Origin of the sequence: Dongia sp. (genome assembly GCF_041909655.1) — a bacterium.
GTDB lineage: Bacteria > Pseudomonadota > Alphaproteobacteria > Dongiales > Dongiaceae > Dongia.
Map to the genome: position 1 here is coordinate 227,271 of NZ_JAYRDA010000001.1, position 26,809 is coordinate 254,079.

The following is a 26,809-nucleotide window of genomic DNA, read 5'->3' on the forward strand; positions in this document are numbered from 1 at the left end:
GATCAGGACCTCTTCAGCTTGGGATCGAGGGCGTCGCGCAGGCCGTCGCCCATCAGATTGATGGCGAGCACGGTCACCAGGATGGCGATGCCGGGCATGGTCACCACCCACCAGGCGCGCAGGATGAACTCCCGCGCCTCGGCCAGCATGGTGCCCCATTCCGGTGTCGGCGGCTGCGCGCCCATGCCGAGGAAGCCCAAAGCCGCCGCGTCGAGAATGGCGGTGGAGAAGGAGAGGGCCGCCTGCACGATCAGGGGGGCGAGGCAATTGGGGAGAATGGTCTGGAACATGAGGCGGCCGGAGCGCGCCCCGGCTACCTTGGCCGCCACCACGTAATCGCGATTCTTCTCGGACATCACCGCGGCGCGGGTGAGGCGCACGTAATGCGGCTGCTGCACGATGGCGATGGCGATCATCGCATTGGTGAGGCTGGGATCCAGCACCGCCACCAGCACCAGGGCCAGAAGCAGGCTGGGGAAGGCGAGGATGATGTCCATCACGCGCATGATGACGGTATCGATCCAGCCGCCGGCATAACCGGCGAAGAGGCCGAGCACGACCCCGACCGCCAAGGCGCCGGAGACGACGATGCAGCCGACGAAGAGCGAATAGCGGCTGCCATAGATGAGGCGCGAGAGAATGTCGCGGCCGACCGCATCGGTGCCGAGCAGGAAGCGGGCATCGCCGCCTTCCTGCCAGAAGGGCGGCTGCAGCAAGGCCTCGCGATATTGTTCGGTGGCCCCATGGGGCGCGATGAGATCGGCAAGGATCGCCACGGCGCAGACGAAGAGGAAAACCCACATGCCGATGACGGCGCCGCGGTTTTCCGAGAAGTAGAACCAGAACTCGCGCAGCAGGGCCTTGCGGCCGCCTTCGAGGCGCGGTGCGGTGTTGGCGGGGGCGGTTACGGCCATCGGATTACCTCACATGCCGGATCTTGGGGTTGATCCATCCGTAAAGGAGATCGACCACCAGGTTGACGAGCATGACGACCACGGCGATGAGCAGCAGGCCGCCCTGCACCGATGGATAATCACGGCGGAAAATGGCATCGACCATCCACTTGCCGATACCGGGCCAGGAGAAGATGGTCTCGGTCAGGATGGCGCCGCCCAGGAGCACGCCGACCTGCAGGCCGATCGTGGTGATGACCGGGATGAGCGCGTTCCGGAGCGCATGGATGCCGATGACACGGGACGGCGAGAGGCCCTTGGCGCGGGCGGTGCGGACGTAATCCTCGCCCAGGACTTCCAGCATGGCGGAGCGCGTCTGCCGTGCGATCACGGCCAGAGGGATGGTGCCCAGCACGATGGTGGGCAGGATGAGATGGGCGAGCGCCGAGGCGAAGGCGCCTTTCTGTCCCGAAATCAGGCTGTCGATCAACATGAAGCCGGTGACCGGCGGGAAGAAGAACATCAGCGAGACGCGGCCCGAGACCGGTGTCCAATGCAGCGTGCCGGAAAAGAAGATGATCAGCAGCAGGCCCCACCAGAAGATCGGCATCGAATAGCCGACCAGGGCGGTGCCCATGATCGATTGGTCGAGCCAGGAGCCGCGCTTGGTGGCGGCGACGATGCCGGCAGGGACACCGAGCAAGGTCGCGAAGATGATGGCGCAGAGCGAAAGCTCAAGCGTCGCCGGGAACAAGATGAAGAATTCCTCCAGCACGGCCTTCTTGGTGATGAGGGACGTGCCGAGATCGCCAGTGATGACGTCGCCGAAAAAATCGAGATATTGCCGCCAGAGCGGCTGGTCGAAGCCGAATTGCTGCATCAATTGCGCATAACGCTCGGGCTGGACGCCGCGTTCGCCCGCCATGAGGAGGACGGGATCCCCGGGCAGGATGCGGATGAAGCCGAAGGAGGCGATGGTGATGCCGATGAAGGTCGGGATCAGCAGCCCCAGGCGGATGAGAAGAAAACGCAGCATGTTTCACTTATTCTAATAGCTAAGAACCCCCTCCCGCGGCAGGCGCGGAAGGGGGTTTTAGTGTGGTCCTCGGATGAGGAATTATTCCTCGATGTCGACACCGTCGAAGCGGTGGATACCGAGCGGGCTCATCTTGTAGCCCGAGACCTTCTTCGACATCGGCATGAACACGACCGAATGCGCGATCGTGGCCCAGGGCGCCTGGTCCTTGAAGATCACCTGCGCTTCTTCATAGAGCTTGGTGCGCTCAGCGATGTCGCTGGTCACCTTGGCCTTCTGAATGATGTCGTTGAACGGCTCGTGGCACCATTGCGCGCGGTTGGCGCCGTCGACGCCGTCGCAACCCAGCAGCACCGCGAGGAAGTTGTCGGGATCGCCATTGTCGCCGGTCCAGCCGAGCAGCACGGCGCCGTCGCGGTCCTTCGACTTCGAAAGCTCGAGATATTCGGCCCATTCATAGGACACGATCTCGACCTCGACGCCGACCTTGGCGAAGTCAGCCTGAATGAGTTCCGCCATGCGGCGCGCATTCGGGTTGTAGGGACGCTGCACCGGCATCGCCCAGACCTTCATCTTGAGGTCCTTGACGCCCGCTTCGTCGAGCATGTTCTTGGCCGCACCCGGATTGTAGGGGTCGTCCATGACCTTGTCGTTGTAGGACCACATGGTCGGCGGGATCGGGTTCTTGGCCGGCTGGCCGGCACCCTGGAACACGGCGTCGAGGATCGCCTGCTTGTTGATGGCCATGTTGAGGGCCTTGCGCACCTTCGGATTGTCGAAGGGCTTCTGCATCGTGTTGTAGGCGAGGTAGCCGACGTTGAGGCCTTCCTGCTCCATCACGTTGATGGCCGTCTCGCCCTTGAGGGCGGGAACGTCAGCCGGGTTCGGATAGGGGATGATGTGGCATTCGCCGGCCAGCAGCTTCTGCTGGCGCACCGAGGCGTCGGTGGTGATGGCGAAAACCAGATCGTCGATCTTTTCCTTGCCCTTGTAATAGCTGGGATTCGCCTGATAGCGGATCACGGCATCCTTCTGATAGGCGACGAACTGGAACGGGCCGGTGCCGATCGGCTGCTGGTTCAGCATGTCCTTGGTGCCGGCGGCGTCGAGCTGATCGGCATATTCCTTGGACATGATGGAGGCGAAATCCATGGCGAGGTTCGCCAGCATCGGCGCTTCCGGACGGTTGAGCACAAACTTCACCGTGTGATCGTCGACCTTCACGATCTCCTTCAAGAGATCCGGCATCGACATGCCGTTGAAATATTCCCAGGAAATCCCGGCGGTGTATTCGTGCCAGGGATGATCCTTCTTCCATTGCCGTTCGAAGGAGAAGATCACGTCGTCGGCGTTGAAGTCGCGGGTTGGCGTGAAGAACTCGGTGGTGTGGAACTTGACGCCCTTGCGCAAATTGAAGGTGTATTCGAGTCCGTCATCGGACACTTCCCAGCTCTCGGCGAGGCCGGGCATGGTCTTGGTGGTGCCGTTCTCGAACTCGACAAGGCGGCTGTAGACGGCCTGGCCGGCGGCGTCGAAGGTCTGGCCGCCGGTATAGGGCGCCGGATCGAAACCTTCGGGCGAAGCTTCCGAGCAATAGACGAGTGTCTTGGCTTCCGCAGCGGCGGCAAAGCCCAAGGCGATTGCCGTGGCCGCAACGGCCCCAAGCAGGCGATGTTTCATGTGGATGTCTCCCAAATGGACGTAACGTGACCTAAGTCGGTATGACCTGGATGAGGCAGGCCGATTGTTGCTTTAACTTTTGTCCTGCCTTGAAAAAACCGTATTCCCGATCGTTCCGCTGAGTCAACGCCGCCTTGACCGTTCGGTTACAAAACCGACACACGTCCGGCGGGGAAGGGCATATCGCCGGGTCCAAGCGTCAGACCGCCGGGCGGATGGCGCGGTCATTTTAACCATTGGCTTGACCGGGTGATTTGGCTTGGGCATCGTCGCCGCCGCGCCAGCGCGCGGATGATTCTCCCCTCAATCAAAGGCCGAGGCCGGATTCGACGATGCCCAACAGCACCATCCCCGCCCCCTTCGTCAGCATTGGCCAGAAGGTCCTGCCCGAATGGATCGACGGCAACGACCACATGAACGTGTCGTGGTATCTGCGTGCCTTCGATGACGGCTTCGATACCACCTATGAAGCGCTGGGTCTTGGCTATGACGAGATCAAGCGGACCGGGTTCTCGACCATGTCGGTCGACGTCCATATTTCCTATCACAAGGAATTGCTGCTGGACGCCCCCTTGCGCATCACCACGCAATTGATCGATCACGACCAGAAGCGCGCCCATTGGATGCAGGCGATGTATCACGCCGAGCAAGGCTATCTGGCGGCGACCTGCGAATGGCTGATCCTTTCCATCGACATGCGCCAGCGCAAGGTGGCGCCGATGCCGCCGGAGATCTATGCGCGTGTCGCGGCGGTCAAGGCCGCGCATGCGGGATTGCCTTTGCCCGCACCGCTCAATCGCATCATCTCGATCCATAACCGCAAGAACTGAAGGCGCAATCACTCGTCGCCGGCGAGGGCGCGCAGCTCATCGAGCAAGGCAGGACTGGCCCGGCCGTCCGCGGGGAGACCGGCCGCTTGCTGAAACGCGCGGATGGCGGTTTCGGTCGCCGCGTCGGCAATGCCATCGACGGCACCCGGCGGGAAGGCGAGGGCGGCCAGCCTCTCTTCGATCTCCAGCAATTCGCTGCGCACGGTGATCCTGGGCGTGTCGCCCCGCCACAGGAGAAGCGTTGCCAGAAGAGCGAGGGCGAGCACGATGGCCGCGAGGATGAAAGGTTGCATCCGTGGCTGGCGGACCCGTGCCACCGGCACCAACCGATCGGCCGGCGTCAGATTAATGTCAGTGGCAAACCCCGAATCGCCTGGCCGGCCGTCGCTTGGCGCCAGCACGGGTGCAGCTTTGGCCGTGGCGCTGTCAGAACTGGACGTATCTCTCAAGAAAGAACCTGTTTTTCAATAGGATAGGCCTTACCGACCAGGCAGTGCCGGCAGGTCGGAAAAGCACTCACGGACGCCTTGCTCTTCCCCCCTGCTTTCCCTATGTTACGGCCCGCCGCGCGACCCGGCACGCTCCTTTTGGGGTGCCGCCACCGGGTCCAGTCGCGATGGGGCGTAGCCAAGCGGTAAGGCATCGGTTTTTGGTACCGACATTCCCAGGTTCGATCCCTGGCGCCCCAGCCAGTATCCTTCCAGCCTCCTTTGGCGGACCGAGTTCGGACGGCGTTTTCGGGCTTCAGTTCAATAAAATTTCGACGGCGGAATCCAAACAGGACTGCGAGCCGGACCCGGCCGCTGCGTCGCGACCCCGCGTCACGACCGTGGGCAAGCCGGACAATGAGTGGTCCGCACGAGTTTCCGTCGCCGCGCTTGTCGGCTGAAGACTTGCCGCAACCGCGGCGGAGGTGGCGCCGGAGAGTGCGCCGAGGCCGTCATTGGCGGGTTCGAATTTTAAGGCGGCCATCGGCCAAGTAGAAACCGCCGGCAAGTCCCGCGCCCGCTCGGCAATTTCAACATGCGGCAAAATCTCTGCAAATGAAAAACAAGTTTTGGACGAAAACGCTGTACACAGCCACTGCGTGACAGTTTTTCGATTCATCGCGCCTGGGTAGAAACGACCTTGTCCGGGTTAGGTCTTTGGACTTAGTCTTAAAGAGTGGTTGGGTGTTGAGTCCGCGGGGTGGCGGACCTTTGTACAGGGGTGGAGTGTGGGCGGAGGGGCGTCGCCAACTCACCGGGAGCCGGAGCAGGGAAGTGCTCAGGAAATCCCAGATACCGGGCTCTTGTGCCTGGTTTTGATGTTGCGCTTTCATGGCCTTGCCGCGGATGCGAAGGCACTCTCCCATCGCTTTGCGCCGGGGCCGGAGGGTCTTATCGATTCGGATTTGCTCCGGGCGGCGCGGGAATTCGGTCTCAAGTCGCGCTGGGTCGAAGCGCGTTGGGAGCGTCTGAGTAAGATAGCCCTGCCGGCGGTGGCACAGACCAGGGATGGCCGCTTCTTTGTTCTCGCCAAGGTAGCACCCGGCGAGGGCGGAGAAGAGGGCAAGATCCTGGTGCATGACCCGGTCGACAACCGCCCGGTTTCGCTGACAAAATCCGAATTCGAGAAGATCTGGTCCGGCCGCCTGATGCTGATGGCCAAGCGCGCCAGTCTGGGTGAGACCTTCGCCAAATTCGACATCGCCTGGTTCGTGCCGGCGATCCTCAAATACAAGCGCATCTTGATCGAGGTGCTGGTCGCTTCCTTCGTGCTGCAGCTCTTCGCGCTGGTGACACCGCTCTTCTTCCAGGTGATCATCGACAAGGTGCTGGTGCATCATGGCCTCACCACCCTCGATGTGCTGGTGATCGGGCTTGCCGTGATCTCGCTCTTCGAGGTGCTGCTGGGGGCCATGCGCACCTATATCTTCAGCCACACCACCAACCGGGTCGATGTGGAATTGGGAGCGAAGCTGTTCCGCCACATGCTCTCGCTGCCCTTGAGCTATTTCCAGGCGCGGCGGGTGGGCGATTCCGTGGCGCGCGTGCGCGAGCTGGAAAACATCCGCTCGTTCCTCACCGGCAATGCGCTCACCCTTGTGATCGATCTCGTCTTCACCTCCGTCTTCCTCGCGGTCATGTGGTATTACAGCCCAACGCTCACGCTGGTCGTGATGGCGGCGATTCCGACCTATATGGCCTTGTCGGTGATCGTGACGCCGATCTTCCGTCGCCGCCTCGACGAAAAATTCGCCCGCGGTGCCGAGAACCAATCCTTCCTGGTGGAAACGGTGACCGGGATCGAGACCGCGAAGGCGATGGCGGTCGAGCCCCGCATGCAGCGGAAATGGGAGGAGCAACTGGCGAGTTATGTCGCCTCCTCCTTCAAGGTGACCAAGCTCGGAAATGGTTCGAGTCAGACCGCCCAGCTCATCAACAAGATCACGGTGCTCTTGACGCTTTATCTCGGCGCCAAAGCCGTGCTCTCGGGCGATCTCACCGTGGGCGCGCTGGTCGCCTTCAACATGCTGGCAGGCCAGGTGCATGGCCCGGTCCTGCGCCTTGCGCAAATGTGGCAGGACTTCCAGCAGGTGCGGATCTCGGTCAACAGATTAGGTGATATCCTCAATGCGCCCACCGAGCCGCTGCACCGGGCCGACAAGGCGGCCCCGCCCAATCTCAATGGCCGCATCAGCTTCGATCACGTGATCTTCCGCTATCGACCGGACGGGCAGGAGGTCCTCTCGGATCTTAGCGTCGATATTCAGGCGGGGCAGATGATCGGCATCGTCGGTTCCTCGGGCTCGGGCAAATCGACGCTGACCAAGCTGGTGCAGCGCCTCTTCGTGCCGGAACGGGGCAGGGTGATGGTCGACGGCATGGACCTCGCCCTCATCGATCCCGCCTGGCTCCGGCGCCAGATCGGCGTGGTGCTGCAGGAGAACGTGCTCTTCTCCGGCACCTTGCGCGAAAACATAGCGCTGGCCGATCCCGGCATGCCGATGGAGCGGGTGGTGGCGGCGGCGAAGCTCGCCGGTGCCCATGACTTCATCCTGGAACTCCCCCAGGGCTACGACACGGTGATCGGCGAGCGCGGTTCCAGCCTTTCCGGCGGCCAGCGCCAGCGCGTCGCCATCGCCCGCGCCCTCATCACCAACCCGAAGATCCTCATCTTCGACGAGGCGACCTCGGCCCTCGATTACGAATCCGAGCGCATCATCCAGGACAACATGGCGGCGATCGCCAAGGGGCGCACGGTCCTCATCATCGCGCACCGGCTCTCGGCCGTGCGCGCCTGCCACCGCATTCTCACCATCGAGAAGGGCCGCCTGGTCGAGGATGGCAGCCACGAGCAGCTCATTCGCGGCAATGGCCGCTATGCCCAGCTCTACCGCTATCAGAGCGCCGAGGTGGCGCCGGTGCCGGCGAACGCACCAATCGCCGGGGGAGGGCAGCATGCCGCCCAGTGACATCGCCGCAGACAACGTCGTCGCCCTGCCGCCAAACCGGATGCGTGCCGCCATGGGCCGCATGTTCGGTGAGAGCCGTTATGAGCAGGAGTTCCTCCCCGCGGCGGTGGAGATCCTGGAAACGCCACCTTCGCCCATGGGCCGGGCGGTGGCGCTGGCCATCTCGCTCTTCGTGGCGATTGCCCTTCTCTGGGCCTGTGTGGGCGAGATCGACATCGTGGCGGTGGGCCAGGGCAAGATCGTGGCCTCCGGCCGCACCAAGATCATCCAGGCCTTCGAGACCGGGGTGGTGACGCAGATCATGGTGGAGGAGGGGCAGCAGGTGGCCAAGGGTGATCTGCTGATCGAGCTCGATTCCACCTCGACCGGCGCCGATACCGACCGCCTCGCCAGCGAATTACAGCGGCAATTGCTGGACGTGGCGCGGCTGCGCTCGATCCTGGGTCTTCCCGGCGGCGAGATGATCGATGATCCCACCGGTGCCGGCTTCGGCGATGCGGCCCTTGCTCTGGCGCGGAGCCTGCGCGCCAGCCAATTGGGCGAGCAGCAGGAGAAGCTCGCGGCGCTCGCCCGCGAATTGGAGCGCCAGCGCGCCGGTGCCGTCGCGGCCCAGGCGGAGATCGCCACCATCGCCGCGCAATTGCCGCTGAAGCGCGAACAGGTCGAGGCCCGTCGCGGCCTCATGGAAAAGGGCCTCACCCCGCGCCAGCAATTCCTCGAGATGCAGCAGGAGCTCATTGCCATGGAGGGTCAGGCCAACACGGCCGCCGCCCGCGCCAATGAATCCCGCGCCGGCATCGCCGCCATCGAACGACAAATTGCCCAGACAGGTGAAGAGTTCGACCGCACGCGCCTTCAGGAACTGACCGAGGCAGAAGCCACAGTGCAGCAACTGACCGAGGAATTGAAGAAGGCGACCCAGCGCCAATCCCTGCAGCGCCTCATGGCACCCGTCGCCGGGACCGTGCAGCAGCTCCAAATCCACACGATCGGGGGCGTGGTCGAACCGGCGAAGCCCTTGATGGTGATCGTGCCCGAGGATGCCGGGATCGAGATCGAGGCCGAGATCGAGAACAAGGATATCGGCTTCGTCGAGGAGGGCCAGGAGGCGGTGGTGAAGCTCGAAGCCTTCCCCTTCACGCGCTACGGCACGCAAGAGGGAGTGGTGGTCACGATCTCGAATGACGCAGTGGAGCGCCAGGGCGCCGATCCGAACACACCGCGCCTCACCTATCTCGCCCGCATCCGTCTTCAGAACGAGACGATCGATGTGGATGGCAAGAGCGTCTCGCTCTCGCCCGGCATGATGGCGAGTGTCGAGATCAAGACCGGCACGCGCCGCATCATCGAGTTCGTGCTCTCGCCGTTGATGCGGATGGGTGGCGAAGCGGGGAGGGAGAGGTGAAGATGCGTCGAGTCGCGCTCAGCTTAGCTACAGTGCTGGGGCTGTGGACAACAGTAGAATATTTGGATTTTGACAGATCGTCCAGCTCATGGCTGCTGCTAAAGGTGTTTCATCCTGGTCCATGGTTTTATTCGATTGTCGTTGATGTAGAGGTGAATGGAACGCCGGTTCACATAGATCGGACAATTGAGTGTCTGCCGCGATTTGCGACGGGTACTGGCCTTACGCCAACGTGGTTTCGCAGTAGATTCGCTGTCTCAGAAAGAATGCGAGATGGATCTGGAATTCTGGTCATTTTGCCTGACATTTGTGACACCAAAGAGAAGGCAAGCGGCTTTGTGCCGCTTATCATCTATGTCGATAAGGTCGATGATCCGCGCATTATGGACGCGTATTTCGACATCGAGAAAATAAAGTCAGGTGCGTATCCAATCCGGATAAAAAATGTAGAGATTGAGGCCCCGACGGATAGTCGCCCTCAGTACTATCCCAATGATTTTCTGGATATTTACGCTTACGTATCTCGTAGCGAGCCCATCCCGATTGGCAAGGTGCTTTCATTCAAATCACTTTTTTTGTTCCAAGTACCAGAAGCGCTTTGGCGCGGAAATCAAAAGCTGGCTCAAGAGCTGATCTCTTCGCCATCAAGTACGATTCCGCAATCTGTCAAGCTCGATCGACAATGGTATGCTGGTGATAGCCCATTTCGTTTGAATGGATGGGTTCCTAATTCGGAGACGCAGACGCTCGATCACATATTCGGAAGCCAATTCTCGGTGGATGATATCGTGCCACTGGAGGTGTCTGACGAAGCTTTAAAGCCGCGCTGGAATTTAAAGGGCATGGCTAGATATTTCAGAGTCGACTACCTCAATACCCTATGGCCGCCAAACAAAGATCCGTCCTCGCCATTGCTGAAGCCTTGGCGCGATTCCTATCCAATCAAACTTTCTCCAACAACACAGCCAATGGCAGCTCCAATCTGGGACAAGGAAGGCGCACGTATCCTTATCACGGAGACGAGCTCCATTGCCGTCATACTGAAACAGTAGAATGGGGATTCAACGATGACGAATTACTCTCAAGAACTGATTCAGCAGTACGCGAATATTGCTCTGGATGTCTATTACGATTTGAGCAATCCCGACCGCGCCGGGATCGCACCGGATTGGACGCGAGTAGCTAGCTTAGAAAGCGCCTTTCACTCGACGTATTACGATAGCCAACCAACTAAACTGGGGTTTGCGGCTTACAATGATGGTAATACCTGGGTAGTTGCGTTCGATGGGTGGGAGGATCCAATTTATAGGAACCTTCTTGATGAGCGCCTCAATGCTGTCTTGAATGCAATTGGCGTTCCGGATCCATTTTTTATCGCTGCGGTCACTTTTGCGCATTTCGTCGCGGCGCAAAACGGCATTGATCCAAGCACCATCCAGTACGTTGGGCACTCGCAAGGGGGGGGGGTTGCTGCTGCTGTAGCTGCTTACTTCGGCGCTGATGCGTTTGTATTCAATCCAGCGATGACCACCTATGGCACAAGTCTAATCCACAATGTTACGAAAATAGTGATTGTCAAATCAGCAGATGGCGAGATCCTATTTTCATATCCCACGCTTGTTGTAGACGTAACGAGTGAAGTAGTTGATACGATTCTTGATATCGCATCTGAGCTATTTCCGGAATACGAGGGCCTAACCGCTGATATCGTGTATCCGTCGGTTTTGGGCGGCGGCGTTATAGATGGATTACGCGTTTCTGGTGACATAGCTGGGGCCCTCACTCCATGGGGAGCGATTACGGACTTCGCGAATATAGAGCTTGGCATCCCACCTCTTGCTCTCGCCACTTATCACGGCATGAACTTTATGCGGTTCGTCTCGTACCTTGGAAAGGATCCCGAAAATCCCGACAAGTGGTGGATAGAGACCTTGGATTCAGATCTAAGGAGTATTTCCACTGACATAGTGGATGCTGATCTATTTGTTTATAAGCCCGGTGACGAAAGTATTAATCCTCAATCAGACAATCCCGATCTAAATCAATCGGAAGCATTTCTAAGGCGTATAATTAATGATCACCTTGCCGAAGGAGAGTTATTCGCAGCGCTAAAAGATGATCTGAAGAGGCTGCATCAAAGCGTCAAGAGCGGAGATGATGGCCTTGAAGTCAGGGCTTATCCGCTGGCCATTCTTGCACTTCAATTGTCAAACAAGGCTGTCATTGACGGCAACTTAATTAGATTGTTTTCCGAAGGAACTAATTCATTCAGCGCGAATATAGCTCGGCTGCCGCTAGCCGAAAAAGATGGTGCCGATCTATCCGATATTCCTGGACTAGATACGCTCGTAAACATTGGAAAGCAGGAACTTTCTACCCGTCTCGATGAGCTTGGCGTCGACGCTGTTAACGCAGTAGCAGCCGCAGTCGGTCGGGTCCAGAGTATTTCAGAAGGCAAATTCAGCGGCGTCGTAGCGGCAGCCGATGCTTCTGGTTTTCAGAATGCTATCGCATTCGGGGATACGCCCAATTCTAGCTATGGCACTCTGTTTCTTGGTTCTATCGGCGCCGACGTTGCAATTGGCGGCTCCGGGAATGATTTTTTTGCTGGCGGCGATGGTGGCGTTAATAAGTTTGACGGTGGCAAAGGTGACGATGTCATCGTGGGCGGTAAGGACAAAGACGAGCTTCTGGGCGGTGACGGTAACGATGTCATCGTTGATGAAGGTGGTAATGGTAACCTACTTGACGGTGGAAAGGGTGACGACGTTATCGTCGGTCGATCTGGTAAAGATGAGTTGATAGGTGGAGAAGGCAACGACAAAATTTGGGCTGCCGCCGGTGAAGACAAGCTATACGGCGATGACGATGAGGACGAGCTCCACGGCGGTGGCGATAAAGACGAGCTTTACGGCGGCAAAGGCAAAGACAAGCTTTTTGGCGACGACGGCAAGGATATCCTCGACGGCGGCGAGGATGAGGATGAACTGACCGGCGGTGAGGGCGGCGATATTTTCATCGTCGATGACGGCGACCGGATTCTGGATCCGGAAAATGACGATCGCGCCGAGTACAAAGGCACGACTTTTGTTCATGGTGAAAAAGAAAATGATTCCGACAACTACTATAAAGGCGATTCCGGCGAGAAGTATTACCAGGAAGGCGAGAGCCTGAAGATCGTCACCGAGGACGGAGCGACGATCTATGTTGACAATTGGGCGCAGGAAAAGCTCGGCATTACGTTGGATGACGATCCCGACGATGATGACGGTTCCAATGCTGAAAACTACTTGTCTCCTCTCGTTCTCGATCTCGACGGCGATGGGGTTGAGGTCACTTCGCTGAAGGGCTCGACGGCCTTCTTTGATCTCGACAACGATGGCATGGCTGAACGGACGGCTTGGGTGACCGGCGGCGATGGTCTTCTGGCGCTCGACCGCAATAAAAATGGTACTATCGATTCTCAATCTGAGCTCTTCGGTGCCGGATTGGAAGCAGGGCGCGGCACGTCGCGCGACCAATGGGATAGCGGGTTCGCGAAGCTCATCGAACTCGATGGCAACCGGGACGGTGTTATCAACATCAATGATGCCAAGTTCGCGGATCTGAGAATCTGGGTGGATGCGAATGGCGACGGCCGCAGTGAGGCTGGCGAGCTGTTTAGCCTGGGCGATCTAGGGATCAAGTCAATCTCGGTCGGCGCCCAATCGGTCGCGCAGCAGATTTTGGGTAATCCCGTTTCCGATATCGGCTCGTTTGAGCGGGTGGATGGATCGCTGGGTACGGTAGCGGACGTTTGGTTCCGATACGATCCCGAAGCAACGCGCAGCAGCACCCCCATCAGTATAGATCCGGCGGTGAGCGGATTGCCGAACCTTGCCGGTTCAGGGCAAGTGAACAGTCTTCACGCAGCGATGAGTGCCGATCCGGCTTTGCGCGAGATGGTTGAAAGCTTGGCGTCGATGCAGGTCTCCGACCTTGCCTCTCTCTCCGCAAGGGTCGAGCAGATTCTGTTGCGATGGACCGGGGCCGATCAGGTAAACGTGAACTCGCGAGACCAATATATCGATGCAAGAATTTTGACGGCCATTGAGAGCTTCACGGGTCTGTCCTGGCGGCGGGCATCCGACAATTCGCCCAATCCGCGATGGATTGCCTCAGCCCAGTTGGTCAGCAATTGGAACGATATGGTTGCCAAAGCATCGGCGCGTCTGCTGGCGCAGATTCCCGTGGGCCAGCAGGTGCTGCCGGGGTTGCAGGATTTTGGCTTGGCATTTCTATCCTTTGGGACGCCGATCACGCTGGACGATGCAATTGCGTCAATAGCCGCGAACGCACCCGTGGACGGCACCGAGAAGCTGCAATACTGGCACTCGATGATCCTGGTGCTCGACAGCGTGCAGGCCTCGTTCCCAGGTTACATGCAGCAGAGAGACGCGAAGCTGGATGCTGCACTGACCGCCGATGGCGTATCGTTTACAAGCTCTACGCTGCGGCGAGCGGTAATAGGAGATGCGCGATCCAGTTCGATGCGCGGAACCTTCTATGATGACGTGATTGTCGGTGGAGTCGGTAACGATGCCATGGAGGGCGGTAGCGGAGATGACGTCTATTGGATCGGCCGAGATCAAGGGTTCGATGTAATTCAGGAAAATGACCGCGAAAACAAAATCAGGTTCGCGCCCGGTATTACCTTTGAAGACCTGACCTTCACGGAAAATCTGTGGGGCGTTACGATCTCCATCGCGGGTTCGTCCGGGCAGATTCTGATTCTGAACGGTGTCGGGATTAGGGAATTTATCTTTGACGATGGCTCCACGGTCGACCTGGCCAGTTTGGACCTCTTCGTCAACAAGCTTTATGGGTCGGACCTCCATGATGTGCTGGGCGGTACGCCGGGTGATCATCTGTTGGAAGGCGGCGCGGGGAATGATGCCTATCTTTTCGGCATTGGCTCAGGGCAGGACCGCGTAAATGAAATCATGCACGACGGATCGATTGCGGCGGCAACATCCACGGCCGACGAGATCCGGTTCGGGCCCGGGATAACGCCGTCCGACATTGTTCTCTCCCGGGGCGGCTATGAAGATTTCGATCTGGTCATCGGCATTGCCGGGCATGCCGACCAATTAACAATCCTGGGGCAATATCGTCCTGATCCGAAGCGGGTCGAGCGCTTTGTGTTCGCGGACGGAACGGTGTGGTCGCACAATGACGTTCTGAATTTCCTTTTGACGGGCACGTCGGCAAACGATCGTTTGGTCGGTGACGATGAGAGCAATGTGCTCAATGGCGGGGGTGGAAACGATATCCTCATCGGCCGAGGCGGAAATGACACCTATCACTTCGGCCTTGGTAACGGGCAGGACCGGATTGTTGCCGGAGATGGAGACAATGCCATTGTCTTTGGGGCGGGAATCGCAGCAAGCGACCTGATCGTCCGGCGGGGGGGCATCGGACTCAAAGACGTCATTATCCAGATCAGAAATACGGCTGACGTCCTCACGCTGTCTCAATATTCCGGTGCTTCGGGCGCGCATGTCAATTCGATCACCTTCCAGGATGGAACGGTTTGGACTGACGCTGATCTGTTTGCCCTCATTCCACCGATGTCGGGCACGCCGCTGGACGATTATCTGGCCGGTGGTACGGGCGACGACCTTCTCGACGGTGGTGCCGGTAATGACGAACTGGATGGCGGCGCCGGCAACGACACCTATGTTTTCGGTCGGGGGTATGGCGAGGACTATATATCGAACGAGTATGATGACAGCGGCTCCGCAGATGTTGTCGAATTTTCTGCCGGCGTCGTTCTGTCCGATCTTCTGCTTTCAACCGATGGATACAACCTGTTTATCTCCATCGTCGGGACTTTCGATCAACTGACCATCTCCAGTCAATTCTTCGACGAAATATCGGTTCACAATGGTATTGAACATTTTAGATTCGCGGACGGAACAACGCTGACGTCGGATGACGTGCGAGCATTGCTGCGTCAGAGCACTCCGGGAGACGACACCATCTACGGTACGGCCGGTCACGATGAGGTTCTGGATGGTGGCGCCGGGAATGACACTATTATTTCGGGCTATTACGACACGGACACCATCTTGTTCGGCCGAGGCTCCGGGTACGATCGGACTATCGGGAGTTATGGCGATATTGTGCAGCTTGGTGCCGATATATCGATCGATGATTTGGTGCTGAAGAAGAGCGGTGATGGCTTTCTCATCGAAATAAAGGGCACGAGCGACAAGCTGCTCCTTGACCATTATACGTTCCTTCCCGACGGCAAGAATTTCCTGTTCGCGGATGGTGATACGCTCACACAGGAAGAAATGTATGAGCTCGTTCTGTCGTCTTCCTCGACGGATGGTGATGACAATATCGAGGGATTCTCAGGGAGAAATGATATCCTGGACGGCGGCAGCGGGAATGATCGACTGACGGGCAGTGGCGGCGGGGATGTCTTCAGGTTCGGCCTCGGCTACGGTCACGATGTGGTCAGTTCCGGTTATTCCACCGATGTCGTTGAATTCGGTGCAGGTATTCAACCGGAAGACATTCTGGTTACCTATGACGGCGAAGATGTCGTGCTTTCCATCATTGGAACGGATGACAAGCTTAGGATTCAACGACAATTCACTATGTCGTTTCAGCCTGGCACAAACTCCTATCGGCATTTTGGGATCAGCACGTTCACATTCGCGAACGGGGCGGTCTGGACAAGTGCGGATATCCAGCAAAGGGCGTTGACCGTGGGCGACGCTGACGATCTTCTGATCGGTACGGCGGGAGCCGATGTGCTTGCGGGCGGCAAGGGAGACGACCTCCTCAGAGGTCTCGGCGGAAATGACACCTATGTCTTCAATATCGGAGACGGCGCGGACGTCATTGTGGAAGCCGATGACGGTGCCTTGGGCAACACCGACAAAATCGTGTTCGGTTCCGGCATTGCGGTCGCTGACGTACAGTTCCGTCATGACGCCGACGTTTATGGACTGGAAATTCTGGTGGGAACCGGTGGCGACAAGATCACCATTCCCTGGGGAAGCGCGTGGGGGCACAGTCTTGTCGAGCGTTTCGAGTTTGAAGATGGAACAATACTGACCATCGATCAGGTGCGGGCGCTTATCGTCGCCGAAATGAGTACGGATGGCGATGATGTTGTCGAAGGATTCTATGACTCACCCGCGCGCCTGGATGGCGGCAAGGGAAACGACATCCTGACCGGTCATTCCAATGGTGGCGATGTCTATGTCTTTGGCCCCGGTTATGGCCAGGACGTCATTGATTCTCCATATATGCAGAGCAATTCGGTTGAATTTCTTGCCGGCATTCTCCCGGCCGACGTTATCGTCCGGCGAGAGGAAGATCCGGAAAACCCCCTAAGCGAAGATGCGCATCTTCTCGTCCTCTATATTCGAGGGACGACGGACAAACTCACCATCAAGAGTCATTTCGGACATTACTTGCCCGGGATCTCGACGGTTTCCTTTGCCGACGGCACGACCTGGTCAGCAGAGGATTTAAATACATTGGCTCTTGCCAGCGCTTCGGTCGCCGATGATCTGATGGTCGGCGGAAGTGGCAACGACGTGCTTGATGGCAAAGGTGGCCAGGACTATCTGGCTGGCGGCTTCGGCAACGATACTTATGTGTTTGGTCGCGGCTATGGAGCGGATACGCTTGTCGAGCAAATCCCCGATCACTGGGATACTGGCTACAACAATACACTGGACGTCATTCAATTCTTGGCTGGTGTTGGTCCCAGCGATATCGAGATGTCGTTGGGGGGCGAAAACTACACTGATTTGATCATTCGCATAATCGGGACAAATGACAGCCTTTCAATCAGAGGCCAGTTCTCGGCCGAGGAACCGGTGATTGAGAAGTTCGAGTTTGCTGATGGAACGATTTGGGCGGCAGCCCAGATCCGCCAATCTTTAATTGTCGCCACAAGTGGCGATGACATCATCGTCGACGTTGACGCAAACGAGACCACAATCGACGGCGGTGCAGGCAATGACATTTTGGTCGGCCGCGACGGCAGCGATGCCTATCTTTTCGGCCGTGGTTCCGGCGTCGATGTCATTTTGGATGACGAATCCGAAGCTCCATCGGGTGAAACCGCACCGGAGCCAGGTTACGACGTCGTGCAGTTCGGTGTCGGTATCGTTGTCGCCGATTTGCTGGTGACGCGGACCGGCGAGTATCTTGACGATCTCGTAATTCAGATCAAGGACACCGACGACAGGCTCGTTATCAAAGGCGGCGCCAGCTCTGGTTTCGATACCACCTTGGGTATTGAAGAGTTTCACTTCGCGGATGGCCCGATCCTGCTCCGCAACCAGATGATTCTGCTGGCACAAGGTGTGGATGATTCCGGCGACAATACCATCAGCGAAGATGGCTCCGGCAAGGCGCTGGACGGTGGCGCGGGCAACGATCAGCTGTTCGGCGGTAGTTCCAATACCACCTACATCTTCGATGGCGGCTACGGCAGTGACATCATTGAGGATGCCGGCGGTGGCCTCGACGTGGTGCTCTTTGGCGAGAACATCCCTCGCGGGCTCGTGGCCTTTTTCCGCGCCGGCGAGAACGGTGAGGATTTGCGCATCGAGGTCGATGGACTCGAGTTGCTTACGCTGACGATCAAGGGGCAGTTTTCGGATGCCACTAACAAGATCGAAGAGTTCCACTTCAGCAATGGCGATATCCTGAGTTGGACAGACGTTCAACAATCGATCCTGCAGGCGGCGCGGACGGATGGTGCCGATGCGATTGCCGGCTTCGCCAGCGCCGATCAAATTGACGGCGGCGCGGGGGATGACCAGCTCACTGGTGGAGCAGGCAACGATAGTCTCCTCGGGGGCATCGGACATGATACCGCCGTTTATGCCGGCAAGAGTTCGGATTATGAGATTATTGCGAAGGATGGCGTCACGACGATCCGGGACCTGAATGCGGCGGATGGGGACGAAGGTCTGGATACACTCGTCGAAATCGAGTCCGTGAAGTTTCTGGGCGACAATAACAATGTAACGATTTCCGTCGGCAATCTGGCCCCCGTGCTGATCGATGACGCCGTATCCGGTGTAGAAGATCAGGATTTGGTCATCGCAAGAGAAACTCTCCTTGCCAACGATACCGACGCCGAGGGGGATGCGCTTATCATTGTGTCGGTAGCGAATGTGGTCGGCGGCACGGCCTGGGTAAATTTAGCAGGCGGTGTGACCTTCCGGCCGCAGGCGAATTTCAACGGAACGGCATCCTTTACCTACGCTGCGATCGACGGCCAGGGTGGCCAGAGCAGTGCTACTGTAAATGTCATGGTCACAGCCGTGAACGATGCGCCGACAGCGCAGGCGGATGTATATCAGACAAACGAAGACACCATACTTGTCGTCACCGCTGCCGCGGGATTGCTTGGGAATGATCTTGATGTTGATGGCGATGCGCTGAGTGCCATCTTGCTGACCGGGCCGCAACACGGAGTTCTCAATCTCAACCTCGACGGTTCTTTCACATATTCGCCGGATCAGAATTATTACGGCCCGGACTCGTTCACCTACGCCGTCGAAGATGGAAACGGTGGCTCGGTCAGTGCCAGCGTCGCTTTGACCGTTGGCGCGGTCAATGACGCTCCTGTGGCCATGGCAGATACGGGCTATACGACAGCGAATAGCGAATTCTTGTCGATAGCGCTGTCTGCGCTTCTGGAGAATGACAGTGACGAAGATGGCGATAATCTCAGCTTATCGAACATAAGTAACGTTGTCGGTGGAGCGGTTTACGTTGATGACGGCGCAGTAATTTTTGTTCCAACTATCGGCTATGTCGGAAGCGGCGGTTTTAACTATTCGGTTTCAGATGGAAAGGGCGGTGTGTCCATGTCAACGGTAAGCATCGATATTTTGCTACCCACAACCGAGAACAATGCGCCAGCCTCCTTGATTGACGCGAATGTGGCATCAAACAGAGTAATCGAGAATGCTGCGACGGGCACGGTAGTGGGTATAACAGCCCTGGCTACTGACCCAGATGCGGGCGATACGCTGACTTATAGCTTGAGTGACGACGCCGCTGGTCGTTTCCAAATTAACCCGACAACAGGAATTGTGACCGTAGCAAATGGCGGGCTCCTGGATGTTGGGCAATTCACGCAACACATGATCGTTATCCGCGCCACAGATTCTGAAGGCCTTTTCCGCGAAGAGAGTTTCGTCATTAATGTGACGGAGAGCTCGTCAGCCGAGCTCATTGTCGCAACAGCCGCAGGTGCTCAATACGCGAATGTGACGATTCTCGAGAATGGCAATCGGCTCTACATCTGGAATGAAGGTAGCTCGGTCAAAGGTAGAGTGCTGGACGAAAACGATCTTCAAGTGGGGGCGATTTTGTCCCTCGGCAGTGCTGCCGGCAAGGTCAACGTGATTGCGCTCGAGAATGGTGGTTTCGTTACGTCAAGCATTTCCGGCAGCGTATTGACCGTGACGCGGTATACATCGAGCGGTGCTCCAGATGGTGCGCCGCAAACGATAACTGGCCTGGCACCCTGGTCCGGGGCCGGGGCATCGAATGGCTATGGGGGGTACAACTACCGTGCCGAGATAGGCCTTCTCGATGACGGCAGCTATGTCGTGACGTGGTACAGTGCTGGGATTGACGGGTCTAACGACGGCATCGGAGCTCAACTGTTTAATGCCGATGGTACGCCGTTAGGTGCGCCGTTCCAGGTCAACACCGCGACGGCGGCCTATCAGATGCTGCCTTCCGTTACTTCGCTTGGGAACGGTAATTTTCTCATTGCCTGGCAAGACAGCTCTGTCGGCCCATATCGCATCAAAGGACAGATCTTTACCAATGCCGGCGTCAAGGTGGGAGGCGAGCTCACCGTGACGGACGCCACTTCCAGCAACCAAGGAACAGTTAGTGTCTCGTCACTTTCGAACGGGGGGTTCGTCGCAACCTGGTTTTCTCTCGAGACGGTGAACGGTTCGGCGCAGGACGTCTATGTTCGGGTATTCGATGCTTCTGGGCAACCTATCGGAAGCGCGTCACGTGCGAACTCCACGCTGCTCGACTACCAGTGGAATCCGATGGTGACCGTATTGAGCGACGATTCCTTTGTCGTCACGTGGCAAGGCTATACATCGGTTAGCGGCAGCTACGACATATTTGCCCAGCGCTATGATGCCCAAGGCGACAAGGTTGGCGATGAGCTTTTGGTCAATACAACCACGCTTGGGGATCAGCGTCTGCCTTCTATCGTCGCAACGGAAGATGGTGGTTTTGTCGTTGCCTGGGAATCTTCGGACGGGACGATCCGGAGCAAAACATTCTACGGCTCTGTGATCCCTAACCAAGCGCCAGTCACTCTGGTTGATATTGATGGTACCGCAAACGAAGTCGCGGAGAATGCAGTTTTTGGCACGGTGGTCGGGATCACGGCCCTGGCGAGCGACCCTGATGTGGGCGATACGCTGACCTATAGCTTGAGTGATGATGCCGGCGGCCGCTTCCAGATCGATGCACAGACTGGGGTGGTCAGTGTGGTAAATGGCGGTTTGCTGGATTATGAGGTGGCGACCACTCATAGCATTACGGTGGTAACCACAGATGCCGATGGCCTGACCAAGAGCGAGACGTTTAGTGTCGCAGTGACCGACATCAATGAGGCGCCGATCTCGGTATCGGACGCGGATACTGCGAACAATTCGGTGGCTGAGAATGCGGTAAATGGCACGGTGGTGGGTATCACAGCCCTGGCGAGCGATCCGGATGCCGGTGATGCCCTGACTTACAGCCTTGCGGACAATGCGGGCGGCCGCTTCCAGATTGATGCGCAGACTGGTGTGGTCAGCGTGGCAAATGGCGGTTTGCTGGATTATGAGAGCGAGACCACTCACAGTGTTACGGTAGTAGCCACAGATGCCGCTGGTCTCACCAGCAGCGAGACGTTCGAGATCACGGTCACGGATGTCAACGAGGCGCCGGAGACATTGGTGGATAGCGACGCAGCCGAAAATGAGGTGGCTGAGAATGCTGCGACCGGAACCATGGTCGGGATTACGGCACTGGCAGGCGATCCGGATGCGGGTGACGCGCTGACCTACAGCCTGAGCGATGACGCGGGAGGTCGGTTCCAAATTGATGCCTCGACCGGCATCATTTCGGTCGCGAATGGCAATTTGATCGATTACGAATCGGCTTCAAGTCACAGTATCACGGTGATAGCAACGGACACCGGCGGGCTTACCAAGAGCGAGGCTTTCAGCATAACGGTGACCGATGTCAACGAAGCACCGACGGCGATTACATTGTCGAACGAATATGTCGTCGAGAATATCGCTGGCGCTGAAATCGGTACACTGACAGTTTTCGACCCGGATATGGAGGACAGTCACAGTTTGTCAGTCTCGGACATTCGTTTCGAGATTGTGGGTGGCAAGCTGAAATTGAAAAGCGGCGTCAGCCTTGATTTTGAGGTCGAACCCAGCGTCCTGGTTACTGTTACGGCGACAGATTCGGGCGCTCTGAGCAAGGCGCAATCCTTTACAATCAATGTCGTCAACGCTGCCGAGCAATCTGGCCCTGGTGCTGATGTCACGGTTGCAAGCGGGGGCAGCCGTTCAAGTGTCACCTTGCTGTCGGATGGTCGCCAATTGGTGACTTGGCTCACCAGTGGCGGAGCCAAAGGTCGTTACTACAACACGGCGGGCGTTGCCTTGGGCACCGAGTTCTCGCTGGGAACAGCCGTCGGCTTTAGTGCCGTCGCCAGTCAGCCTAGTGGCGGTTTCGTGACCGCTCAGGTTGGTACCAGTGGCCAACTTCGCGTGCAGCGATACGATTCGAGCAATCAACCGATTGGAACTGCCTGGACACTGAGCGCGTCTGTCGTCAACAGTACTTATGGCTATGCGATCTATCAGGATCGCATCTCCGTGACGAGTTATCCCGATGGCAGCTACATCGTGGTCTGGGGAGCGAGCGGAGCCGATGCAAATGGTTCCGGCATCGCCGGCCAGAAGTTCGACAGCAGCGGGGCGCCAGTCGGTGGGGTATTCCCGATCAATACCTTGACCAGCGGCAATCAGTCCCTCGCCGACGTCATCGCCTTGACTGGCGGCGGCTTCGTAGCCGTCTGGAGTGATTACGGATCGAACAATGGTGATATCCGTGGGCAGGTCTACGATGCGCAAGGTCAGCAGATTGGCACCAGCAGCTTCTTGATCAACACGGCGACCGCCGCCGACCAGTTCGCGCCGGCCCTTGCCGCAACGTCGGATGGCGGCTTTGTGGCGATCTGGCAGTCTTACGGACAGGATCTGCCCAGCGATTGGGGCGTCTACGGCCAGCGTTATGATGCTGCCGGTCAGAAGGTCGGGAATGAATTTTTGGTCAACACGACCATGGCCAGCAACCAGTATCACGCTCAAGTCGCCGGTCTGACAGACGGTGGATTTGCCGTGGTCTGGTATTCGACCACCAATGCCGGGGTCTATGGCCAGCGCTACGATGCGGCGGGTCAGAAAGTCGGCGGCGAATTCAACATTGATACGCCGGGTGCCGGCGGTTCGGAGCCGTTTGTGGCTGCATTGCCGGGCGGTGGGTTCGTCGTGAGTTGGACCGCGTCCGGAGGTGTCATTCATACGCGAACTTTCGGCGTCACGAACACGAATGCATCCCCCTTCAATCTCATTGACGTCAATTCGGCCGAAAATGTGGCAATTGAAGAGAGTGCCGCGGGAATTCTGGTCGGCATTTCCGCACTGGCCACCGATGCGGATCTGGGCGACACGCTTATCTACAGTCTTACCGACAATGCGGGCGGTCGGTTCACCATCGATGCCGTGACCGGCGTCGTAAGTGTTGCCAATGGCGCGCTCATCGATTTCGAAACTGCTACCAGCCATAGCATCACGGTGAAGGCAACGGATGCCGGTGGTCTCTTTGTGACACGCCAGTTCGTCATTCAGGTTCTGGACGGAAACGACGCACCGACACAGATCCTGCTGTCTGCCGCCGCCGTCGCGGAGAATGACGCTGGTGCGGTTGTCGGCACATTGTCGGCAATCGATCCCAATGTCGGCGACACGTATACTTTGAACGTCTCGGACAATCGCTTCGAGATCGTGGACGATCAGCTGAAGCTTAAGGCAGGGGTCAGTCTCGATTATGAGGCGGGCGCCAATGTTAATGTGACCGTGACCGCGACGGATTCTGGCGGTCTCTCCAAGGCGCAGACGTTTGCGATTGCCGTCAGCAATGTCAACGAAGCTCCCGTCTCGGTCGGTTTGTCGAACCTGACTGTATCTGAATTTATCGACGGCGCCGAAATCGGCGATCTGACGGTGGTCGATCCGGATGCCGGCGATACCCATACCTTCGGTGTTTCCGACAGCCGCTTCGAGGTGATTGCCGGCAAGCTCAAATTGAAGGCCGGTGTCACGCTTGACCTCGCCGCCGAGGCGCAGGTCGCGTTGACCGTGACCGCGACGGATGCGGGCGGGCTCAGCAAGACCGAGAGCTTCACCATTGACGTGACACCATTCAACAGCGTGGTGACTATCAGCAATGGTGTCAGCAATCCGACGGCGGTGACGGGAGCGCAATCCGGGAACACCTCGGCGGTGACGGTACTGCCGGACGGTCGGCAGCTGGTGACATGGATCTACAACAACTCGCAGCTGCGCGGGCGTTTCCTGAACGCGGCGGGCCAGACGCTGGGGGCGGAGATCGACCTTGGGGCGGCACCCGGCAACAGCGCGGCGGTGGCGGCGCTGGCGGGCGGTGGGTTCGTGGTGGCGCGGCAGACGAACAGCGGCATCTCGGTGCAGCATTACGATGCGGCCGGGGTGGCGGTGGGCACGGCCTGGACGCGCGCGAACGGCAATCCGCCGTCGGTCACGGTGCTGTCGGATGGCAGTTATGTGGTGACGTGGCATGCGACGTCGATCGATGCGCAGGCGGACAGTTACGGGATCGGCGGGCAGCGCTTCGCGGCGGACGGGACGGCGGTTGGGCCGGTGTTCCGGGTCAACACGTCATCGGCCAATCACCAGACCCAGCCGGACATCGTGGCGCTGTCGGGTGGCGGGTTCGTGGTGGTGTGGACGGACGGGTCAGCCGGCAACAATGACGTGCGCGGGCAGCTCTATGACGCGGTGGGCAACCAGCTTGGCGGCGGCGAGTTCCTGATCAACTCGGGCCGGACGGATACGCAGCAGGTGCCGGCGGTGACGGCGCTGGCGGATGGCGGGTTCATGGCGGTGTGGGAATCCCGGAACGGCCAGGACGGCGACAGTGTAGGCATCTATGGCCGGCGCTATACGGCGCAGGGTGTGGCGGTCGGCGGCGAGTTCCTGGTGAACACGACGACGGCCGGCAGTCAGGAGAAGCCGCAACTGGCGGGTCTGACGGATGGCGGCTATGTGGTGGTGTGGACCAGCGCCGGCAGTGTCTACGCGCAGCGCTTCGATGCGACGAATGCGAAGGTGGGGACCGAGTTCCAGGTGGCGGCCGCGGGTGCCAACCCGAACATCGCCGCCCTTCCCAATGGCGGGTTCACCATCAGCTATATGGGCGGTAATGATACGCTGGTCCGGCAATACGGACCGGTCAGCATCGATTATGGCGGGCATGACGGTCTTGTCGGCGGGGCGGGTAATGACGTGCTGGACGGCAAGGCCGGCAACGACACGCTAATCGGCGGGCTGGGCAACGACACGCTGATCGGTGGCCTTGGCAACGATGTTGCCGTGTTCTCGGGGCGGGCGGTGGATTACACGGTGACGGATCTGGGGAACGGCCAGGTCCAGGTCACGGATTTGCGGGCGGGTGCGGTCAATGAAGGCACGGATACGCTGACCAGTGTCGAGCAATTGCGCTTCCTGGGCGATCTGCCGTCGCTGAGCGCGAGCAATCCGACGGCGGTGACGGGAGCGCAATCCGGGAACACCTCGGCGGTGACGGTACTGCCGGACGGTCGGCAGCTGGTGACATGGATCTACAACAACTCGCAGCTGCGCGGGCGTTTCCTGAACGCGGCGGGCCAGACGCTGGGGGCGGAGATCGACCTTGGGGCGGCACCCGGCAACAGCGCGGCGGTGGCGGCGCTGGCGGGCGGTGGGTTCGTGGTGGCGCGGCAGACGAACAGCGGCATCTCGGTGCAGCATTACGATGCGGCCGGGGTGGCGGTGGGCACGGCCTGGACGCGCGCGAACGGCAATCCGCCGTCGGTCACGGTGCTGTCGGATGGCAGTTATGTGGTGACGTGGCATGCGACGTCGATCGATGCGCAGGCGGACAGTTACGGGATCGGCGGGCAGCGCTTCGCGGCGGACGGGACGGCGGTTGGGCCGGTGTTCCGGGTCAACACGTCATCGGCCAATCACCAGACCCAGCCGGACATCGTGGCGCTGTCGGGTGGCGGGTTCGTGGTGGTGTGGACGGACGGGTCAGCCGGCAACAATGACGTGCGCGGGCAGCTCTATGACGCGGTGGGCAACCAGCTTGGCGGCGGCGAGTTCCTGATCAACTCGGGCCGGACGGATACGCAGCAGGTGCCGGCGGTGACGGCGCTGGCGGATGGCGGGTTCATGGCGGTGTGGGAATCCCGGAACGGCCAGGACGGCGACAGTGTAGGCATCTATGGCCGGCGCTATACGGCGCAGGGTGTGGCGGTCGGCGGCGAGTTCCTGGTGAACACGACGACGGCCGGCAGTCAGGAGAAGCCGCAACTGGCGGGTCTGACGGATGGCGGCTATGTGGTGGTGTGGACCAGCGCCGGCAGTGTCTACGCGCAGCGCTTCGATGCGACGAATGCGAAGGTGGGGACCGAGTTCCAGGTGGCGGCCGCGGGTGCCAACCCGAACATCGCCGCCCTTCCCAATGGCGGGTTCACCATCAGCTATACAGGGTCGAGCAATGTTGTGTCGACGCGCACTTACAGTGACGGAGCGATGTTAGCGGGCGGCGATGGTGCCGACACATTGGTGGGCACCAGTACTGATCAGTGGTTCTATGGGGCCGGCGGCAACGACACGCTGGATGGCGGTGCCGGAAATGACGTGCTGAATGGCGGTGCCGGCGACGACACGCTGCTGGGCGGACTAGGCGCCGACCGTTATGAGGTCGGGCGCGGCACCGGACAGGATCTGATCCAGACCGGTGATGCCAGCAGCGTCGACGTGCTTGACGTGGGGTCAAGTGTTGCGACCGACCAATTGTGGTTCAGCCGCGATGGGGACGATCTCATTGTCGCCATCATCGGCACGAACGACCGGTCGACGGTCGACGGCTGGTACGCGGCCGACGGCAATCGCCTGGGGCGCATTGAGGTTGCCAGTGGCGCCTATATCGCGGCGGATGGCATTGAGCAGCTGGTGGAGGCGATGGCGAGCTTTAGTCCGCCGCCAGTCGGGACGCTCAATATCGACGGCGTGACGCGGCAGGCTCTGGCGCCGGTCCTTGCCGCAAACTGGCAGGGCTAGTTGGATGTCG

The 26,809-nt window shown here is 58.9% G+C and carries 10 protein-coding genes and 1 tRNA gene; 6 read left to right on the top strand and 5 right to left on the bottom strand.

Translation table 11 applies throughout. The features are described 5' to 3' along the window. Nucleotides 1–2 precede the first annotated feature (2 nt). The 3 genes from ACE3PR_RS01085 to ACE3PR_RS01095 all read right to left on the bottom strand — a co-directional run bounded on the left by ACE3PR_RS01085 (nucleotide 3) and on the right by ACE3PR_RS01095 (nucleotide 3,609). Entirely contained in the window at nucleotides 3–914 is a 912-nt protein-coding gene (locus ACE3PR_RS01085) for an ABC transporter permease subunit (RefSeq protein ID WP_374367161.1), read from the bottom strand. A gap of 4 nt (nucleotides 915–918) precedes the next feature. Then, nucleotides 919–1,929 (bottom strand): ABC transporter permease subunit, encoded by a 1,011-nt coding sequence (locus tag ACE3PR_RS01090; RefSeq protein ID WP_374367164.1) that lies wholly within the window; start codon nucleotides 1,927–1,929, stop codon nucleotides 919–921. An 81-nt stretch (nucleotides 1,930–2,010) separates the two neighbouring features. Then, the gene (locus ACE3PR_RS01095; RefSeq protein ID WP_374367167.1) at nucleotides 2,011–3,609 is read right to left on the bottom strand and encodes an ABC transporter substrate-binding protein; all 1,599 of its coding nucleotides are present in this window, start codon (nucleotides 3,607–3,609) and stop codon (nucleotides 2,011–2,013) included. A gap of 332 nt (nucleotides 3,610–3,941) precedes the next feature. Here ACE3PR_RS01095 and ACE3PR_RS01100 point away from each other — a divergent pair, with 332 nt between their 5' ends. Then, nucleotides 3,942–4,439 carry a thioesterase family protein gene (locus tag ACE3PR_RS01100; protein WP_374367170.1) on the top strand — a complete coding sequence of 166 codons (498 nt, stop codon included), beginning with the start codon at nucleotides 3,942–3,944 and terminating at the stop codon, nucleotides 4,437–4,439. Nucleotides 4,440–4,447: 8 nt separating this feature from the next. On the opposite strand, the gene ACE3PR_RS01105 is transcribed toward ACE3PR_RS01100, so the two are convergent. Then, nucleotides 4,448–4,732, bottom strand: a complete 285-nt coding sequence (locus ACE3PR_RS01105; RefSeq protein WP_374367173.1) for a peptidoglycan-binding protein — start codon at nucleotides 4,730–4,732, stop codon at nucleotides 4,448–4,450. 324 nt (nucleotides 4,733–5,056) lie between these two features. On the opposite strand from ACE3PR_RS01105, the gene ACE3PR_RS01110 reads away from it, so the two are divergent. Beyond that, nucleotides 5,057–5,131: transfer RNA gene (locus tag ACE3PR_RS01110), tRNA-Gln, on the top strand. Between the two features lie 52 nt (nucleotides 5,132–5,183). Here the strand turns inward: ACE3PR_RS01110 and ACE3PR_RS01115 are convergent. After that, a complete protein-coding gene (locus tag ACE3PR_RS01115) occupies nucleotides 5,184–5,546 on the bottom strand; it encodes a hypothetical protein (protein ID WP_374367176.1) in 363 nt (120 codons plus the stop codon). A gap of 109 nt (nucleotides 5,547–5,655) precedes the next feature. On the opposite strand from ACE3PR_RS01115, the gene ACE3PR_RS01120 reads away from it, so the two are divergent. From ACE3PR_RS01120 to ACE3PR_RS01135, 4 genes are read left to right on the top strand one after another with little or no spacing between them, the layout of a single operon-like run. Further along, nucleotides 5,656–7,896 carry a type I secretion system permease/ATPase gene (locus tag ACE3PR_RS01120; protein WP_374367179.1) on the top strand — a complete coding sequence of 747 codons (2,241 nt, stop codon included), beginning with the start codon at nucleotides 5,656–5,658 and terminating at the stop codon, nucleotides 7,894–7,896. Continuing rightward, entirely contained in the window at nucleotides 7,883–9,301 is a 1,419-nt protein-coding gene (locus tag ACE3PR_RS01125; protein WP_374367181.1) for an HlyD family type I secretion periplasmic adaptor subunit, read from the top strand. The genes ACE3PR_RS01120 and ACE3PR_RS01125 overlap by 14 nt, the downstream gene beginning before the upstream one ends. A gap of 2 nt (nucleotides 9,302–9,303) precedes the next feature. Further along, nucleotides 9,304–10,353, top strand: coding sequence for a hypothetical protein (locus ACE3PR_RS01130; RefSeq protein WP_374367184.1), 1,050 nt, complete (start codon nucleotides 9,304–9,306; stop codon nucleotides 10,351–10,353). 15 nt (nucleotides 10,354–10,368) lie between these two features. Next, a complete protein-coding gene (locus ACE3PR_RS01135; protein ID WP_374367187.1) occupies nucleotides 10,369–26,799 on the top strand; it encodes a calcium-binding protein in 16,431 nt (5,476 codons plus the stop codon). Nucleotides 26,800–26,809 lie beyond the last annotated feature (10 nt).

Bases quoted from the DNA above. Each gene is read 5' to 3' on its own strand.
- ACE3PR_RS01085 (WP_374367161.1), bottom strand. From the start codon at position 914: ATGGCCGTAACCGCCCCCGCCAACACCGCACCGCGCCTCGAAGGCGGC.
- ACE3PR_RS01090 (WP_374367164.1), bottom strand. From the start codon at position 1,929: ATGCTGCGTTTTCTTCTCATCCGCCTGGGGCTGCTGATCCCGACCTTC.
- ACE3PR_RS01095 (WP_374367167.1), bottom strand. From the start codon at position 3,609: ATGAAACATCGCCTGCTTGGGGCCGTTGCGGCCACGGCAATCGCCTTG.
- ACE3PR_RS01100 (WP_374367170.1), top strand. From the start codon at position 3,942: ATGCCCAACAGCACCATCCCCGCCCCCTTCGTCAGCATTGGCCAGAAG.
- ACE3PR_RS01105 (WP_374367173.1), bottom strand. From the start codon at position 4,732: ATGCAACCTTTCATCCTCGCGGCCATCGTGCTCGCCCTCGCTCTTCTG.
- ACE3PR_RS01115 (WP_374367176.1), bottom strand. From the start codon at position 5,546: ATGAATCGAAAAACTGTCACGCAGTGGCTGTGTACAGCGTTTTCGTCC.
- ACE3PR_RS01125 (WP_374367181.1), top strand. From the start codon at position 7,883: ATGCCGCCCAGTGACATCGCCGCAGACAACGTCGTCGCCCTGCCGCCA.
- ACE3PR_RS01130 (WP_374367184.1), top strand. From the start codon at position 9,304: ATGCGTCGAGTCGCGCTCAGCTTAGCTACAGTGCTGGGGCTGTGGACA.
- ACE3PR_RS01135 (WP_374367187.1), top strand. From the start codon at position 10,369: ATGACGAATTACTCTCAAGAACTGATTCAGCAGTACGCGAATATTGCT.